Source organism: Cupriavidus sp. 09_S30 (assembly GCF_056930435.1).
The window spans coordinates 408200-424017 of record NZ_JBXOWI010000002.1 but is presented as its reverse complement, the minus strand read 5'-3'; the positions used below and the strand labels follow the sequence as shown (position 1 = coordinate 424017).

At 62.5% G+C, this 15818-nt stretch carries 16 protein-coding genes; 5 read left to right on the top strand and 11 right to left on the bottom strand.

The features are described 5' to 3' along the window. Positions 1-37: 37 nt before the first annotated feature. Positions 38-1009: a quinone oxidoreductase family protein gene (locus AC1Z3O_RS22090; protein ID WP_483518014.1), complete on the top strand. Its 972-nt coding sequence runs from the start codon at positions 38-40 to the stop codon at positions 1007-1009. Between the two features lie 137 nt (positions 1010-1146). Beyond that, the gene (locus AC1Z3O_RS22085) at positions 1147-1905 is read left to right on the top strand and encodes an SDR family NAD(P)-dependent oxidoreductase (RefSeq protein ID WP_483518013.1); all 759 of its coding nucleotides are present in this window, start codon (positions 1147-1149) and stop codon (positions 1903-1905) included. 101 nt (positions 1906-2006) lie between these two features. Here AC1Z3O_RS22085 and AC1Z3O_RS22080 read toward each other — a convergent pair whose 3' ends face one another. The 6 genes from AC1Z3O_RS22080 to AC1Z3O_RS22055 form a co-directional block, all read right to left on the bottom strand. Then, complete coding sequence (locus tag AC1Z3O_RS22080; RefSeq protein ID WP_483518012.1) at positions 2007-2819, bottom strand: SDR family NAD(P)-dependent oxidoreductase; 813 nt, start codon at positions 2817-2819, stop codon at positions 2007-2009. 210 nt (positions 2820-3029) lie between these two features. Then, entirely contained in the window at positions 3030-4544 is a 1515-nt protein-coding gene (locus AC1Z3O_RS22075; protein WP_483518011.1) for a tripartite tricarboxylate transporter permease, read from the bottom strand. Between the two features lie 4 nt (positions 4545-4548). After that, entirely contained in the window at positions 4549-4971 is a 423-nt protein-coding gene (locus AC1Z3O_RS22070) for a tripartite tricarboxylate transporter TctB family protein (RefSeq protein WP_483521912.1), read from the bottom strand. A 484-nt stretch (positions 4972-5455) separates the two neighbouring features. Beyond that, positions 5456-6202: a nitroreductase gene (locus AC1Z3O_RS22065; RefSeq protein ID WP_483521910.1), complete on the bottom strand. Its 747-nt coding sequence runs from the start codon at positions 6200-6202 to the stop codon at positions 5456-5458. A 42-nt stretch (positions 6203-6244) separates the two neighbouring features. Further along, the gene (locus AC1Z3O_RS22060) at positions 6245-7006 is read right to left on the bottom strand and encodes an enoyl-CoA hydratase-related protein (protein ID WP_483518010.1); all 762 of its coding nucleotides are present in this window, start codon (positions 7004-7006) and stop codon (positions 6245-6247) included. Next, positions 7003-7992, bottom strand: a complete 990-nt coding sequence (locus AC1Z3O_RS22055) for an NADPH:quinone oxidoreductase family protein (RefSeq protein ID WP_483518009.1) — start codon at positions 7990-7992, stop codon at positions 7003-7005. Before AC1Z3O_RS22055 ends, AC1Z3O_RS22060 begins: the two co-directional genes overlap by 4 nt. 132 nt (positions 7993-8124) lie before the next feature. Here AC1Z3O_RS22055 and AC1Z3O_RS22050 point away from each other — a divergent pair, with 132 nt between their 5' ends. After that, a complete protein-coding gene (locus AC1Z3O_RS22050; RefSeq protein ID WP_483518008.1) occupies positions 8125-9009 on the top strand; it encodes a LysR family transcriptional regulator in 885 nt (294 codons plus the stop codon). Positions 9010-9031: 22 nt separating this feature from the next. On the opposite strand, the gene AC1Z3O_RS22045 is transcribed toward AC1Z3O_RS22050, so the two are convergent. The 4 genes from AC1Z3O_RS22045 to AC1Z3O_RS22030 all read right to left on the bottom strand — a co-directional run bounded on the left by AC1Z3O_RS22045 (position 9032) and on the right by AC1Z3O_RS22030 (position 12014). Beyond that, positions 9032-9727, bottom strand: a complete 696-nt coding sequence (locus AC1Z3O_RS22045; RefSeq protein WP_483521908.1) for a hypothetical protein — start codon at positions 9725-9727, stop codon at positions 9032-9034. 329 nt (positions 9728-10056) lie between these two features. Continuing rightward, complete coding sequence (locus AC1Z3O_RS22040) at positions 10057-10401, bottom strand: hypothetical protein (protein WP_483518007.1); 345 nt, start codon at positions 10399-10401, stop codon at positions 10057-10059. Positions 10402-10450: 49 nt separating this feature from the next. Then, the gene (locus AC1Z3O_RS22035) at positions 10451-10867 is read right to left on the bottom strand and encodes a CBS domain-containing protein (RefSeq protein WP_483518006.1); all 417 of its coding nucleotides are present in this window, start codon (positions 10865-10867) and stop codon (positions 10451-10453) included. Between the two features lie 343 nt (positions 10868-11210). Next, a complete protein-coding gene (locus tag AC1Z3O_RS22030) occupies positions 11211-12014 on the bottom strand; it encodes an NAD-binding protein (protein WP_483518005.1) in 804 nt (267 codons plus the stop codon). 573 nt (positions 12015-12587) lie between these two features. Between AC1Z3O_RS22030 and AC1Z3O_RS22025 the strand changes: the two genes are divergently transcribed. Then, the gene (locus AC1Z3O_RS22025; protein ID WP_483518004.1) at positions 12588-13670 is read left to right on the top strand and encodes a hypothetical protein; all 1083 of its coding nucleotides are present in this window, start codon (positions 12588-12590) and stop codon (positions 13668-13670) included. Between the two features lie 131 nt (positions 13671-13801). Beyond that, a complete protein-coding gene (locus AC1Z3O_RS22020; RefSeq protein ID WP_483518003.1) occupies positions 13802-14578 on the top strand; it encodes a hypothetical protein in 777 nt (258 codons plus the stop codon). Positions 14579-14732: 154 nt separating this feature from the next. Here the strand turns inward: AC1Z3O_RS22020 and AC1Z3O_RS22015 are convergent, their stop codons facing one another. Beyond that, positions 14733-15791 (bottom strand): beta-keto acid cleavage family enzyme, encoded by a 1059-nt coding sequence (locus tag AC1Z3O_RS22015; protein WP_483518002.1) that lies wholly within the window; start codon positions 15789-15791, stop codon positions 14733-14735. Positions 15792-15818: the final 27 nt, after the last annotated feature.

The window sequence follows — 15818 nt, the reverse complement described above, 5'->3', positions numbered from 1 at the left end:
TTGACCACTTGAACTTAAGCATTCGAGGAGATCTGAGATGGCGAAAGCAATTCGCTTCTATGAGACTGGCGGCGCCGACGTGCTCAAGCTGGAGACCGTTGAGGTCGGAGACCCCGGCCCGGGCCAGGCTCGCGTCAGGCACACCTATATCGCCGTCAACTTCATCGACATCTATTTCCGCACCGGACACTATCCGCTGCCGCTCCCGAACGGCCTGGGCTCCGATGCCGTGGGCGTGGTCGAGGCCGTCGGCCCCGGCGTGACCGACATCCGCGTCGGTGACCGCGTGGGTTACCTGCTCGGCCCGCAGGGCGCCTATTCGGACGTGCGCGTCATGCCCGCCGAGGTGCTGATTCCCCTGCCCGATGGCGTCTCCGACCGCACCGCCTCCACGCTCATCATGAAGGGCATGACGGCGCAGTACCTGTTCCGCCAGGTCTACCCGCTCAAGGGCGGCGAGACCATCCTGTACCACGCCGCCGCCGGCGGCGTGGGCCTGATTGCCTGCCAGTGGGCGCGCGCCCTGGGGGTGACCATGATCGGCACCGTCAGCACCGATGAGAAGGCCGAAGTCGCGAAAGCCAATGGCTGCACGCACACCATCGTGACCTCGCGCGAGAACATCGTCGAGCGCGTGATGGAGATCACCGAGGGAAAGAAGGTGCCGGTCGTCTTCGACTCGGTCGGCAAAGCGACGCTCGATGATTCGCTTTCCTGCCTGCAGGTGCGCGGCACCCTCGTCAGCAACGGCACCACCTCCGGGCCGGTGGAGATCGACAGCCGCACACTGGCGGCCAAGGGCTCGCTGTGGGTCACACGCCCGGCCATGGTCCACTACGCCACGCCGCGTTCACACATGCTCGCCATGGCCAACGAGGTGTTCGACATGGTGCTGGCCGGCAAGATCACGAGCGAGCCCAAGCAGACCTTCGCGCTGGCCGAGGCCGCACAGGCGCACCGCGCCCTCGAATCCCGTCAGACCAGCGGCGCCACCGTGCTGGTGCCATAGCAGTGCCATAACACTCGCGGCCTTCTGCGCGTTAGACGCGCTTGCCCGCAGGCAGGCGCGTCTAACGAACGATGGCGCGGCTGCGCAAGACCGGGCCGGCACAGGCGCCCGGCTGCATCACGAAGATTGGAGACATCATGGATCTAGGGTTGAAGGGCAAGCGTGCCATCGTAACGGGCGGTAGCCGCGGCATCGGCAAGGCTATTGCACTCCAGTTGGCACAGGAAGGCGTCGACGTGGTCATCGCCGCACGCGGGCGGGAAGCAATGGAAACGACGGCCACCGAACTTGCTGCCCTGACGGGGCGCCGCATCGTTCCGCTGGCGGTCGATACCGCCGACAAGGCATCCGTCGACGCCATGGTGGCGCAGGCCATCGAAGCCTTGGGCGGCATCGATATTCTCGTCAACGCCGCAGCCATGCCGGGCGGCATCTCGCCGGCAACGCAGCTGGACCAGATCGTAGATGCGGAGGCGCTGGAAGACATCGACATCAAGGTCATCGGCTATCTGCGCACCGCGCGAGCACTTGCTCCGCATCTGATTGCCCAGGGCTGGGGTCGAATCATCAATATCGGTGGACTCGCGATCTATCACACGGGCCGCCCCGTTGCCACGCTGCGTAACGTGGGCGTGGCTGCCATCACCAAGAATTTGGCTGACGAGCTCGGCCCCAAGGGCATCAATGTCACGGCTGTCCATCCCGGACCGACCCGCACCGAGAAGACCGACGCTGCAACCGAGGCGTGGGCGGCCACCAAGACCACCCTCGGCCGCATTGTCGATGCCAAGGAAGTTGCCTGGGTGGTGACCTTCCTCGCGTCGCCGCTGAGTGTGGCAATCAATGGTGACGCCATCTCAGTCGGTGGGGGGACCCCCGGTACCATTTCCTATTGACTCCACCGAAGTCTGCACGCCGATAAGCGTCTGGTATCGCTGCCGCACGGACGAATTCCGGGCGGCAGCGATCTTACTTTCGTGGGTACGGCATCCGAACCTCAGCGGTCCTCCGCCCCCTCAAGCCGCTGGCGCAGCACCGCGCGCAGATCCTCGCCGTAGCCGGTAAGGGTGCCACCGTCGACAGCCAGCATCTGTCCCGTGATCATGTCCGCCCGCTCGCTGGCGAGGAAAGATACCGCTTCGCCAATCTCCTCGGGGTTGCAGAACCTGCCCAGGGGAACGGTCCGCTTGATCAGCGCCGCGCGCTTCTCTGGCGTCGTGTAGGCCTCGATGGCAGGAGTCAGGATGCCTCCGGGGCACACCGCATTGACGTTGATACGCTGGTCCGCCAGCTCCCATGCCAGATGCTGCGTCAATCCGGTGACTGCGTGCTTTGACGCGGTGTAATCCACACTGCTGAAGTACGCCATGCGAATGCCGGCGATCGAGTCGATATTGACGATCTTGCCCTTGCCCTGCGCGTTCATGGCGGGGATGACGGCCTGGCAACAGAAGAGGATGCCCTTTGCGTTCACCCCCATCACGCGGTCCCAGTTCTCCTCGGTAACGTCGCGCACGAGCGCGGACGCACCGCCGACGCCGGCGTTATTGACCAGGATGTCGATGACGCCGAACGCCTCCAGGGTCCGACTGGCCATGGCTTCCGTGTCCGCCTTCTTGCTGACGTCGGCGCGGATGGCAATGGCACGCCTGCCCTCCGGATCGATGCTGGAAGCGACACGCTGGGCAGCCTCAAGATTCAGATCGACCACCGCGATCTTCGCCCCTTCGCGCGCCAGCACACGTGCGATGCCTTCGCCGCCGCCTTGGCCGGCGCCGGTAATGATTGCAACCTTGTCCTTCAGTTCCATTGTCGTCTCCTTGTGAACCTGCGCCGGATGTTCATTCCGTGCGCCTATATGTTGGATTGACCGCAGCTAGCCGCGGCTTGCTGCGCCTACGGTCGGCACAGCGCCACGGCTGGAAATCCGTTTTCCTTCCGGCATGGGCTTATCGAAGTCCGGCGACACAGCCAGCAAGGCCCCATGCCAAGAGGTGCAGCTTCAGCACAAGTGCACGGACTAAGGTGTCGAACCGGCGTTCGCGCCCACTTCCGCCCCCCCGCGTGACTTGACGAAGAATGCGATGACTTGCCACAGCACAAACAACGCGATCAGGCCAAGCAGGGATCCGCTGATCGGACGGGTCATGAAGGCGGAGAAGTGGCCACGGCTCACCAGCATCGCCCTGCGGAAGTTCTCTTCCAACATGGGCCCAAGGATGAACCCCAGCATCAGCGGGGACGGATCCATGTCCAGGCGCATGAACACGTAGCCGGCCAAGCCAAAGGCGGCAGTCACGAAGATGTCGTCGAAGCTGTTATTGACGCTGAAGGTTCCGATGCAGCAGAAGAAGAGAATTGACGGGAACAGCACGCTGTAAGGGATCTTGAACACCGAGAGCCAGTAACGCACCAGGGGCACGTTCAGCACAAGCAGAAAGCAGCCCCCAACCCACATGCTCGCAACCAGGCCCCAGAAGAGATCAGGGTGGCCGGCAATCATGTTCGGCCCCGGCGTGATGCCTTTGATGATGAAGGCCGCCATCATCAACGCCATCACCGCATTCTCAGGGATACCGATACTCATCAGGGGAATGAAGCTGGTGCGCGCCGCTGCCTCGTCGGCCGCTGCCTGGCCTGCCACGCCTTCGATCGCGCCAGAGCCGATCTCATGCTTGTACTTGCTGACCTTCTTGTCGACGGCATAGGCGGCGAATTGCGCAATCACCGGGCCGCCGCCAGGCAAGATGCCGAGAAAGGAACCGATCACGCTGCCACGCAAGGCGCTGGGTACGATCCTCTTGAACTCCGGCCAGGTAGGTATCAGGTGGATCTTGCCGTTGAAGGGCGTGCGTTCCTGGCGGGCGTCGAGGTTCTTCGTGATCTCTGCGATACCGAAGCAGCCCAGCGCTATGCTGACCAAGCCGATCCCATCGATGAGAAACGGCAGGTCAAAGGTGTAGCGCTGCATGCCGCTGTTCACATCGGTTCCGACCTGCCCGAGCAGCACGCCGATCAGGCACATAGCCAGGCCGTTCAGCATGCTGCCAGTCGTGACGAAGCTCACGCAAACGAAGCCGACGAGCATCAGCGCGCAGTAGTCCGCCGGGCCGAACAGAAACGCCACCTCGCCAAGAGTCGGCGCGAGCAAGGTCAGCACCACAATGGCCACCGTGCCGCCGATGAAGCTGGAGACCCCGGCGGTGAACAGGGCCAGGCCGGTCTTGCCTTTCAGCGTCATCTGGTAGCCATCGATACACGCCACGATGCTGCTGGCGTGCGGCATCTTCATCGTGATGGCGCTGACGCTGTCGCCATACTGTGCGCCATAGTAAATGCCCGCCAGCATGATGAGCGCGCCACCAGTCGGAATGGAATAGGTCAATGGCAGCAGCAAGCTGATCGTGGCCAGCGGCCCCAATCCGGGCAGCAGACCCACCAGGGTTCCGACGACGCAGCCGATGGCACAGAACAGGAGGTTCTGCAGGGTCAGCGCGTGCTCGAAGCCGAACGCAAGATTGTGCAGGGCGTCCATGAGATCAGTAGGCAGGTAGGTTGAGGCCGAGCAGCTGCCGGAACGCGAAGGCCACGGCGATCAGGCCCGCCGAGATCATCAGACTGCGCTTCCAGGAGTACGAGGTGCCCGCGAGGGAGGCGACGAAGACCATGAATACGATCCCCGCGACCATGCTGAACAGCTTGGAAAGCGCCGCAAAACCGCATAGTCCAAGCAGGATCAACGCGATGTTCCTCAGGCGGAAGTCCAGCGGCACGCGTTCGACGAAGCGCGATCGCACAATCGTGATCACGGCAATCACGAACAGGAGGCTACTCACCATCAGAGGAAAAAGACCCGGGCCGGCATGGCTGAAGTCGCCGATCGGGTAGCGAAACGCGCCGATGCCAAAGGCCAGCGAGATGGCTGCGAGGAACAAGCCCCTGACGAGATTTCTGTCGTTCATGTTCATCGATTTCCCTCAATGATGTGGGTCTTGGCAGGACTTGGGCCACCGTCCGCACGAGACAGAGCGGGACACTTCAGATTCATCAACGCAAGGAGAAATGGCGTGCTCATCTCCTGAGCTGAACCAGGCCGACGACGAGCAAGGGATGCCCCGCTACTTTGCAGACCCCAGAGCATCGCGACCAAGTGCAGAAAGTATCCAGCAACCATGCCGAGCGCTTTGACAAGCCGGGGCACAAAATTGACATTTCGGGGCAGATAGGGAAACCACGAAGCTTGCCGCTAAGCGACGTTTGTCACGCAGGAAATGCTGTTGCGGAAGGGGACGAAACCCTGGGAAGGGTCACGCAGAAAGTCGGCACCGCGGCGCTTCGCAAGCAGACGCCATCACGCCCCCTGCCGGCCCCGTTTGGATTGACATCGTTCTGCCTGCGTACGTGGTCGTCGCGGCAAGTGTCTCGTAGGCGCGCGGCGATCCTCTCTTAATGGGAGCGCCGGCTCGACTTGAAGGCATCAAATGCCGCAGGCTTAGTCAAGCCATCGATTGCGTCCTTACCATGAAACGTCGCGAAAGACTCGATGCCTGCTCGCTTGGTAAGTAGTTCATTCACGGGATGTTCGGGATTGCGATAGCCGATGGACATCCCGCAGAACAGCATCCGGTTGTCCGGCGTACCGAGGAAGCTGCGGATGGTCGACGGGTAGATGGCCCAGCATTCCTGCGCGCAGCTATCCAGCCCTTCCTCGCGCAGCAGCAGCATGACGCTCTGCAGGAACATGCCGAGGTCGCTCCACTGCGGCGGGCCCATGTCCCGGTCGACGGTGCAGAACAGCGCGGCGGGCGCGCCAAAGAACTGGAAGTTGCGCGCGAACCAGCGCTGCCGCGCGGCCTTGTCTTCCCGCGCGATGCCCAAACGGGCATACATATCCTCCCCGACCGCATAGCGGTAATCCCGATAGGGTGAAGGCAGTTCCTTGGGATAGATGTCGTACTCGGCGCGTTCGCTCCGGTCGCCTTGCGCGACTTCCGCCAACCGGCCTTGCATCACGGTCTTGAGTTCGGCGAGCTTGTCGCCGGTGACCACGTCGATGTGCCACGGTTGCAGGTTGCCACCCGAAGGCGCGCGCGAGGCGGTGGCCAGTACCCGGCGCAGCACGTCAGGGGGCACGGGGGCGGAGAGGAAATCGCGGACGGAGGCGCGGCTGTTGATCGCGTCGGTAACGGACAGAGTCATGGAAGCAGGATGTTGATGGCTGACGGAATATCTGGCTTACTTGGCCGACCAGACCGGCGCCCGCTTCTCGAAGAATGCGCGGATGCCCTCCTCCATGTCTTCGCTGTCTTTGATCGACGCCAGCGCTTCGGCCGTGGCAAGCCAGCCGTCCGCTTCGTCCAACGCCAGCATACCGTTCATGGCCGCCAGCGACGCCTGCACGGACAGCGGCGCATTCTGTGCAATCCGGTGCGCAAGAGCCAGGGCTTGCTCGAGCGCCGTGCCTGGCTGGGCGATCTCATTGACGAAGCCGAGCTCGTAGGCCCGTACGGCGGAAATCGGCTCGCCTTTCAATACGAGTTCGCGCGCGATGTTGGGCGGCAGGCGCTGCTGTGTGCGGAACAGCGCGCCGCAGGTCGGAATGACACCGCGCATGACTTCGGGCAGCCCGAAACGCGCATCGGCGGCGGCTACGACAAGGTCGCACGCTAGCGCGATCTCCATGCCACCACCAAGGGCCACGCCTTCGACGGCCGCGATTAGCGGCTTGATCCGACGGCGGCGGATCAAGCCGTACTCGCCGCCACGCTCGGTGACATAGTCGCCCCGGGATGACAGGTCGCTGCCTGCGCAGAAGCATTCGGTGCCGCCGGTCAGGACGCCGGCGTAGAGGCTTGTGTCGTCGTCCAGCGTGTTCAGGGAGGCGTCCAGCGCGTCGGCAAGTTCGCGATTGAACGCGTTTCGCTTGTTTTGCCGCCGCAAGGTGATCGTTAGGACGTGGCCGTCCCGCTGCAACTGGACCAGTTCGCCGGCGCTCATGCCCGCACCTCCGAATCCTGTGGCGTCAGCACGACCCGGCCGACGGTAGCCCGGTCCAGCGCCAACGCGATGGCTTCGCCGAAGCGTGCCAGCGGCACCGCGTGCGTGACCAGCGGTGCCACCTTGCCGGCGCGCCACATCGCCAGCACCTCCCGCTCCAATCGGCAGCGCTTCGCGGCCTCGCGCTCGCCGAACTGGCGGTAGTCAACGCCGACCAGCGACGCGCCTTTGAGGATGCTGAGATTGGCCTTCAGTAACGGCACGTCCCCGCCGGCGAAACCGACCATCAGGTGCCGGCCGCCCCAGCCCAGCGTGCGGAAGGCGGTGTCGGTGACTTGGTCGCCGACGGGGTCGAACACGACGTCGACTCCGCGCTGCCCGGCGAGCACCTTCACTTCGTCCTTCCAATGGCCCGTGCTGTCCACCACCGCGTCAGCGCCCGCGGCCTGCAGGGCCTGCCGCTTCGCCGCCGTAGAGGCCAGTGCAATAACGCGGGCGCCGAGCGCCTTGCCGACCTGTACGGCCGCGTACCCCACGCCGCCGGCGCCGCCGGGTACCAGCAGGGTTTCACCGGTGGCGAGGTGGCCGCGTTCGCGCAGGCCGTACAGCGCCGTGCCGTAGGCCGCTTGCAGGACGGCGGCCTGCGCCAGGTCCTCCGTCTGCGCGAGCTTGTGCAACTGCTCGGTGGGGAAGCATGCGTACTGCGCCCACACGCCTCGGCCGATGCCGCAAACGCGGTCACCGACTTTCAGTTCGGCGCCAGGCGCTACCGCATCGACGACGCCGCTGAACTCCGAGCCCGGAATAAACGGCGGCGTGGCCTTGACCTGATAGCCGCCTCGCGCGACCAGCATGTTGACGTACGAAATGCCAGCGGCTTCGATACGCACCCGGACCTCGCCCGCGCCGGGCTCCGGAACGGGAAGTTCGTCGAGGCGGAGCGCATCGTCGCTCGGGTCGTAGTGATGCACCTGCAGGGCTTTCATTGGCCAGTTCCTTTTCACTAGGAGTGCATGCGGTGAACCTCCTCCCGCCACCGCAGCGGGGTGAAACGAGTATATTGATACGGTTTTTGGATGGATATACCGATCCACGGATATGACAAATGCAGAAATCGCATGAATAAGGCGAACTTCTCGGAGGCCGAAGCCTTCCTTGCCCTCGCGGATTTCGGCGGCTTTGGCGCTGCCGGACGGGAGCTGGGGGTCACGCAGTCCACCATCAGCAGGCGCGTGGCCGCGCTGGAGGCGCGCATCGGCCGTTCGCTGGTCCAGCGCACGACGCGTCGTGTGTCACTGACCGAAGCCGGGCAGACCTATGCAAACGAACTGCGCGATGTTCTGCTGCGGCTGCAGGACGCCGAGGCGCGCGTGCAGGATCAAGCGGCGGAGCCCGAAGGGCTGGTGCGCGTGACCATGCCGACGGCGTACGGCAGGATCTGCGTGCTGCCCTGCATTGCCAGGCTTTCTGAGCGCTACCCGCGTTTGCGCTTCGAAGTGGATTTGTCGGATCGCTATGTCGATTTGCTCGACGGCTTGTATGACGTTGCTGTAAGACTCGACCCATCGCACCAGACAGGCATCGAAATCAGGCCGATCCAGACGTTTGGGTCGTTGCTCTGCGCCTCGCCGGCTTATGCAAGCCAGCATGGTCTACCGGCAACGCCGACGGACTTGAGCGCGCACGCCTTTCTGGCAATGCGCACCTATGCGCCCCGCTTGAAGTGGCGTGCTCTTTGGCGCGGCAAGCGGGTGGAAATCGATCTGACACCGCGAATAACTGCCAGTGACGCCACAGCGCTTCGCAGCCTCGTCATCGAAGGCGCGGGGCTTGCGGTCCTTCCCAGTTACCTCGTTGCGGGGGATCTTGCAGCGGGGACCATTATTGACGCATTGCCTGGCCTCGGCTTTCCGCGCCGCGAGATGTTTGTGGCGTATCCGCGTTATCGCTGCGAACTCAGCAAGGTCAAGGCTCTCGTGGACGAGCTGACCAGAATGGGATGATCCACAAGAGCCGCTCGCGTGTCTAAAAACGCTTCAGCGTGCGAGCGTAGACTTCCTCGTCGGGTACGCCGAGCCGGCTATAGACTGGCATAGACCAGGTCGCGCTTTGCCCCTTGCCGCACGAGCCATACCCGCACTCGTTCCAGATATAGAAACTGGAAATCCGATCGGCAGCATCGTACAAGGTGGATACTTGAGTCGGGCCGATGCCGTCGGCAGGCTTCAGGGTAAACTTCCATTCCCACATGGCACGCTCATTCGACACGTACACTCGCGGACCGGCGCCGATGAAGACATACTCGCCCGGCGCAAAGGTAATCCGCTTGCCTCTTTCGATCGTGAGCACGTACTCGTTGCCAACGGCCCAGACGTAGGGGTGGCTGCGATCCGAGTCAGGACCGTTCTGCATCTGCTGAAGGTCCGATGCCGGATCTTCCTTCTGGTAGTCAGCGCTTCCGCCTCCGCGGCTCACCAGCCCGCCCCAATTCATCTGGTACTTCCCGTTCACCAGTTGCGGTCCGCCATGCGCCCAGGTCCCATTCGGGAAATTGACCTGAATGGCGAAGAAGTTGAGCCCTTGACCGATAGCCGACGTCACTCGCACGCGCGCCGAGACTTTGAAGATGTCATTCGGCGTCGCCGGAAATGCAGCATGGCTGTGAATATCGCCCGCTTCCGGTCCGATGACGAAATTCATTGCCGCCGATGGGTCAGGCATCGACGAATCGGTCGACGCCCGGACAGCCGTTTGCGTCACGCTGAACAACGCGCTTGCTGCCAGCATTGCCTTGATTGTTGACTGGACTTTCATGTGAGCTTCGATCCCTCGAGAGAACAAAGCCCGGCCGCTGTTCCGGCCGGGCAATGCATTGGCGCCCCGCAGTGATCGCCGTGAGAACGACCGCCTTCAGCGCATCCTGCGATAGGCAACGAGAGTATCGGGGGCGGCGTTGACTGTTCACTTGTAATGAATTGTTAGACCGTGCACGCGTCGCAGTCCACATTCGCCAAGCGGCTTCGCCGCGACACTCGGGCGAACCCGACGGGCTACGGCGAATGCGGCGTGGGTCTGGGGCGCAGCGGCGGACGAGGAGTCGGCACACCGCCGGGCACCTCGATATAGGGTGCGACGATGAGCGGATATGGCGTCGATCCATTGGCCTGCGGTCCCTCGGGTGTCGCAATCGGCTGCGCCCCTGCGTCGCGCTGCTGCGAAAGCGGCGCGGATTGCAACTCGGTGCCGCCGGATCCGCCGTCGCTGATGCCGCGTTGGGTACCAAGGACCAACGGTGGACTGCTCTCCTGCGGAGCGGAAAATGCTGCCGCCGAAGCCATCCCCAGCAGTACGATGGTCACCGTTGATCTCAGCAAGTGGATCGGATCTGAAAACATAAGTGCTTCTCTTTAAGGTAGGAATGCCGGCTATCGCGAAAGCGTCTTTTTATTCCGATAAGGTGCTCGCGGATTGCGTGGCATCGGCGGCCAGCGATCGCAGGATGTCCCGCCAACTCAGGATGCCAACCGGCCGAGACTGCTTATCCACAACGGGAATGCACGACACATGGTGAGTGAGAAATAGCGCGATGGCTTCCGCGATCTCCGCCTCGGGCTCCAAGGTAATGGGCTTGCGTGACATGATCTGGTGCACGCGCTTGTTGAGGGTGTTGACGTCTCTGGCCGACTCTACCGTGCTGCCAATAAAGGGGCTGATCGCGCGGAGCAAATCGCGGTCGGAGACAACGCCATGCAGCTTCCCATCTTCGACCACGAGCAGGTGGTGGAACTTCGCCTCGTCAAAGATGCTCTTGACCGTTGCCAAGGTGTCGTCGAACACCACGGTGACAATCCTTTTGGACATGATGCTATCAATACTCACTACTGGCTCCGTATTTTTTTATCCGCTCGGATGCTGTCATTGGTCGATGGAAAGGCCAATTGGCCAAGGGCGGTGACACACGCAACTTGTCTAGCCCTGGATGCCAACTGGATATCGGCATCATTCCCCCGACTCTGCATATCCCCAGCAGGAATTATCGTCGAGCACGTTAAAAGTGTGAATCGAGAGCGGCGCCGCCCTCAGGGGCGAGCTTTGGCAACGGGGATCGAATCACTGCAAGTCGCCCGGCGCAAGCTTGTAATGGTCCTTGACTTGCCGCGCACATAAAGCATCGCATGCCCCTGCAGCCGAGCCCCTTCCGGACTCATTTCGTCGCGTCGACACGGGCAGAGAGCCTGCCTACCAGCGCATTTGCGACCAGCTCATCCCCGATCACAACCTCCGACGCGCCGGCGCTCTCAAGCAGGGCTTTGCGTAAGTCATTCTCGCCGGGCGCGGCGATAGCGAGCGCAGGATTGAGAGTGTGAGCGATCAATGTGACAGCCAGCTTGTTGTCAGCGTCGTGGACAGCCACGACAAGCGCTTTGGCACAATCAAGCCGAGCGAGCCTGAGCACCTCGTCGAACACACCGGCTGGGCCAAGCAAGGTCATATACTCTTGCGCGCACGCTCGTTCGGCCGTGTCCCGATCCGCGACCAGAATCAGTACTGTCTCGCCTGCCGCGCGCAGGCGCGCCGCCACCAACTCGCCGAGCGAGCTGAAGCCGACCACGACGACATGGTTGGCGAGCCTTTCGAGCCGGCTCTCCATTGCCCTGTTCTCGCGATAGGCCATCACGTCGTCGCCTGACAGCATGCCTGTCAGCCTTGTCACTGCGAAGCCGCCGACCAGCATTGTCGCCAGCATGGCCACCAGCATGAACACCTTTTTTCGCTCATCGAATTCGGAGAAGTCGCCGAGCGTGGTGACAAGGTTCATGCCGTCCCACAAGGCTGCAAACAGTTTGGTGCTGGACGGTGCGTTCGATTGATCAAGCAGCGCCAGCCCCACGACGGCGCCAATCAGCAGCAAGACCAGCAATCCGATCGTATGACGCACACGACGGCGCCATTCCCGAATTCGTAACGCGCCAAGGTGAGGTTCATCGACCCGATAGAGCCACATCATTTATCCCCCTGGACGGTTAAGGAAATGATCAGTGGGATCCGCGTTGCATTGCTCCCCGTTGCTCGCCGTTCTATCTGCAGTTTCGCTGCCTCAAGGAGGCGACACGTAGACTCATCGCCGTTCATTCGCCATCTCGCGCACCCCGTGGCGCACGCTGCACACACTTTGATCTAACGGAGAATCTCCAGGTCGCCGCGAAGGCATGAACCGAGCTGCCCGTATTCACGACTTCGCTCGATCGATTCTTGTTCTTTCTGCCGCGGAGAAAATGACCCCTTCAGGATAGGCCATTCATGAAGATTTATCTGGTATGCCCGAGGCGAACGACTTGCTGCAATGCCGCACGACACTCACGATCTCGATTTTGGCTACAGTACCGTCAAGCTTTCCGGAGTTGCCTTGTGCCGATGGCCTCGCGCCGGGCTTCTGGGCCGATCTGCCGGTCTGGGCGTGCCGCTTGCAGGGCTGCTCGTGCTTGAGTGACGACGAGCAGATGGGCGCCGAATTCGCTGTCGTTGGATTTAAACTACGAAGAATAATCCGGCGTCGTTCGCCACGCCATGCGGAGGAGACATGTTCAACACAGGCAAGTCTCGTCGCAGCGCAAGACTCGCCCTTGCCTGCGCTGCTCTCGTTTCTGGATGCTCGACCTGGCTCGAGCCAGACATAATCCGCTCCGGCCGACCGGCCTACAATAGCGCGATACTCGCCACCGGGGACGAGCAACTCCTGCAGAACATCGTGAGAACGCGGTTCTTTGACAGTGTGGGCTTTCTCGCGGTGACTTCAGTGACCGCGAACGTTTCCGTGACTGCTTCGGCGACCGTGCAGGCGGGCATCGGACCGGAGAGCAACTACGCTGGCAATCTCGTTCCATTTTCGGGAACGCTCTCGAGGGAGCAGAATCCCACCATTTCCTACGTACCTCTCGTGGGCGACGATCTCCTGCGGCACCTCGGCGCGGAAACGACGATGGAGCGCACGTTCCTGATGCTGAACAGCGCGGCCATGCCGGAGCAGGTCTGGAATATGATCGTCAGGCGCATCAACAACCTGCGCAATCCCGACTTTCCTGATCCGCCGCTGCTCGCCGTCGACCCCCGGTTCGAGCAGGTCGTGGCCACCGCCAGCCTCCTGCAGCGGCGCGGGGTGCTCTCCTGGGTGCAACTTGCGGGCAATCAGAGTGGCTATGGCCTGGTGATACACAGTTATTCGCCGGCTCATACCCGTGACGTCGAGAGGCTCCTTGCATTGCTCGGCGTGAAGGCGCCAGTGCTTGCCGGAGACGACATCGTGATTCCCGTCCAGCTCTCCGTCGGCTCGCCGAATCCAGGCAGCATTGCCATCGAAACGCGTTCGCTGTTCGACATGATGCGCATAGCAGGCGCCGCGATCGACCTGACTCCCGACACGTCGGGCGCAGCCCGCCCGCCCGCTCCTGGCCCAGCCGCCCGTAACCTGCGCATTCGTTCGGGCAGCGCTCCGCCTGCTGATGCGCGGGTGGCAACGCAATACCATGGCAGGTGGTACTACATTGAAGGCGACGACGAGCCAAGCAAGCAATGGTTCACAGTCCTGCAATTGCTGGCAGGCGCACCGGCCGGGGGCAGCTCCGCCGCGCCGGTGCTGACGATTCCTGTCGCCGGCCGGCGCTAGGGTTTCCAAGCCTGCCAAGGCTCGAAGGTCAGACCCGCTCACGCAGTCGGTGAGGCTGACGCGCCAGCCTCACGACATCGCGCTTGAAGGCTTCAGTGAACCGACGCCCGCCTCCGATGATGACCTTCCGATTGCTCCGCATCTGCCCGTTCCTGTGCGCCGCGTCGGCACTGTGGCTGTCCTCGCCTGCGCATTCGGCGCTGCCCGATGAGATCCAGGTCTATACCAGCGACATCAACGCGCCCGGTGAATTCGGGCTGGAGTTGCACCTGAACACCACGCCAAGCGGCAATTCGCAGCCGTCGTATCCGGGCGAGGTGACCAACCCCCACGGCTGGCGCGCCACGGCCGAGTTTTCCTATGGCCTTGCGCCGGCGTGGGAACTGGGCTTCTATATCCCGACCGTCCTGACGCGCGAGAACACCTACTACGTGACCGGGCCCAAGCTTCGCCTGAAATGGCTGCCCTTGCGGCCGCAGGACGGCGTGGGATATTTTGCTGGGGCGAACGTCGAACTGGCGCACGTCGACCAACGCTTCGATCAGTCCACGCGCACGCTGGAACTGCGGCCGATCTTCGGGTATCAGGATGCCCGCTGGCTTCTCGCCGTCAACCCGGTGCTCGACTGGAACCTGGCCGGCCCCGACAAGAGCGGCGTGCCGGACTTCGCGCCCAGCTTCAAGGTGGCGCGCAGCGTGCTCCCGTGGCTGCGCGCAGGGGTGGAGTGGTATCTGGACCTGGGCCGCCTCAACCATCCGGCGATGGGCCCACAGCAGGCCCAGGCGGTCTATCTCGCATTCGATGTGAACCACGGCCCGCTGGTCTTCAATTTCGGCATCGGGCGCGGCTTGTCGCAGGCGGCGGATCGGTGGACGCTGAAGTGGATCTTTGAGATTCCGCTGCCCTGAGTTCGCTCCTGACAAGATGGAGCGCGCTATATCGCGTTCAGTAGCGCCAGCAGGGCCAAGCTCTTGTAGCTGCTGCGCTGAAGCGGTGACCGAAGTCGGCCAGCGCTTCAGCGCAGCACCGCGAAGCGGGTCACTACCCGTTGGGACTGGTACCTCAGGCCACGCTGCGCAGCGGGACGTTTCTTACGCCGGGCTTGCGGTTCGGCGCCATGCCGTTGGCGGCCAGCGTTTCATCGACATCGTTGTACCAGGTGCCAATTCGGTAAATTTCCCGGGCTTCCTTGCCATTGGCGATCTCGCGGCCCAGTTCCTTGGCGATACGCACGGTCTGCTGAATCTGCTGCACCGAGGTGAAGCGGTTACCGTGCTGGTCGATCAGGGTGTCCTCAATGCCGCAGCGCACGTGCATGCCCATCGCCAACGCAATCGTGTTCCACGGAAGCACGTTCTTGAACAGCGATTCGGCGGTAACGGTGCAGCCATCAGGTGCACGTTGGATGAAGTCGAACAGGTTGTACGGATGCGGGCCATGGTGACCGCCACCGATGCCGATGCAGGTCAGGTTCAGCGGCCCCTTGTAGATCCCCTTGCGCACCATGCGGTCCAGCGTTTCGAGCGCATGCATGCCGACCAACTGGAAGTGCGGCTGGATGCCGGCTTCTTGCAGGCGGCGCAGATGCTCTTCCGCCCAGGCCGGGCCAGCGGGAACAATCATTTCACGGTAGGCGTCGTACATGGCCGGACTGTCGAGGGACGTGCCCTTGTAGTATTCCGGATAGATCAACTCCATGATATTCATCTGGATGGTGTTGAGCGCCACCGTCACCTGATCCGGCTTCGGGTCGAGTTCGGCCAGTGCGTGACGGGTATCGTCCGACAGCCACTTGGCGGCCTGGCCGTCATCTTCCGGAGCAAAGGAAATCGAGCCGCCGACCTGGATGATCATGTCCGGCACCGCCTTGCGCACGCCGGCGATCAGTTCATTGAACATGGACAGGCGCTTGGAGCCCTTGCCATCCGGCTCGCGCACGTGCAAGTGCAGCACGCTGGCACCGGCTTCATAACAATCCACCGCCTTCTGGATTTGCTCTTCCATGGTCACAGGAATGTCTTCCGGGAAATCTTCCGGCATCCATTCCGGGCCATACGGGGCCACGGTAATGACCACCTTGTCCATGTTCTCGGGGTGCAGCGAATCGTCTAGAAATTGCATATCGGTCTCCTCGAATAGACTTCATTT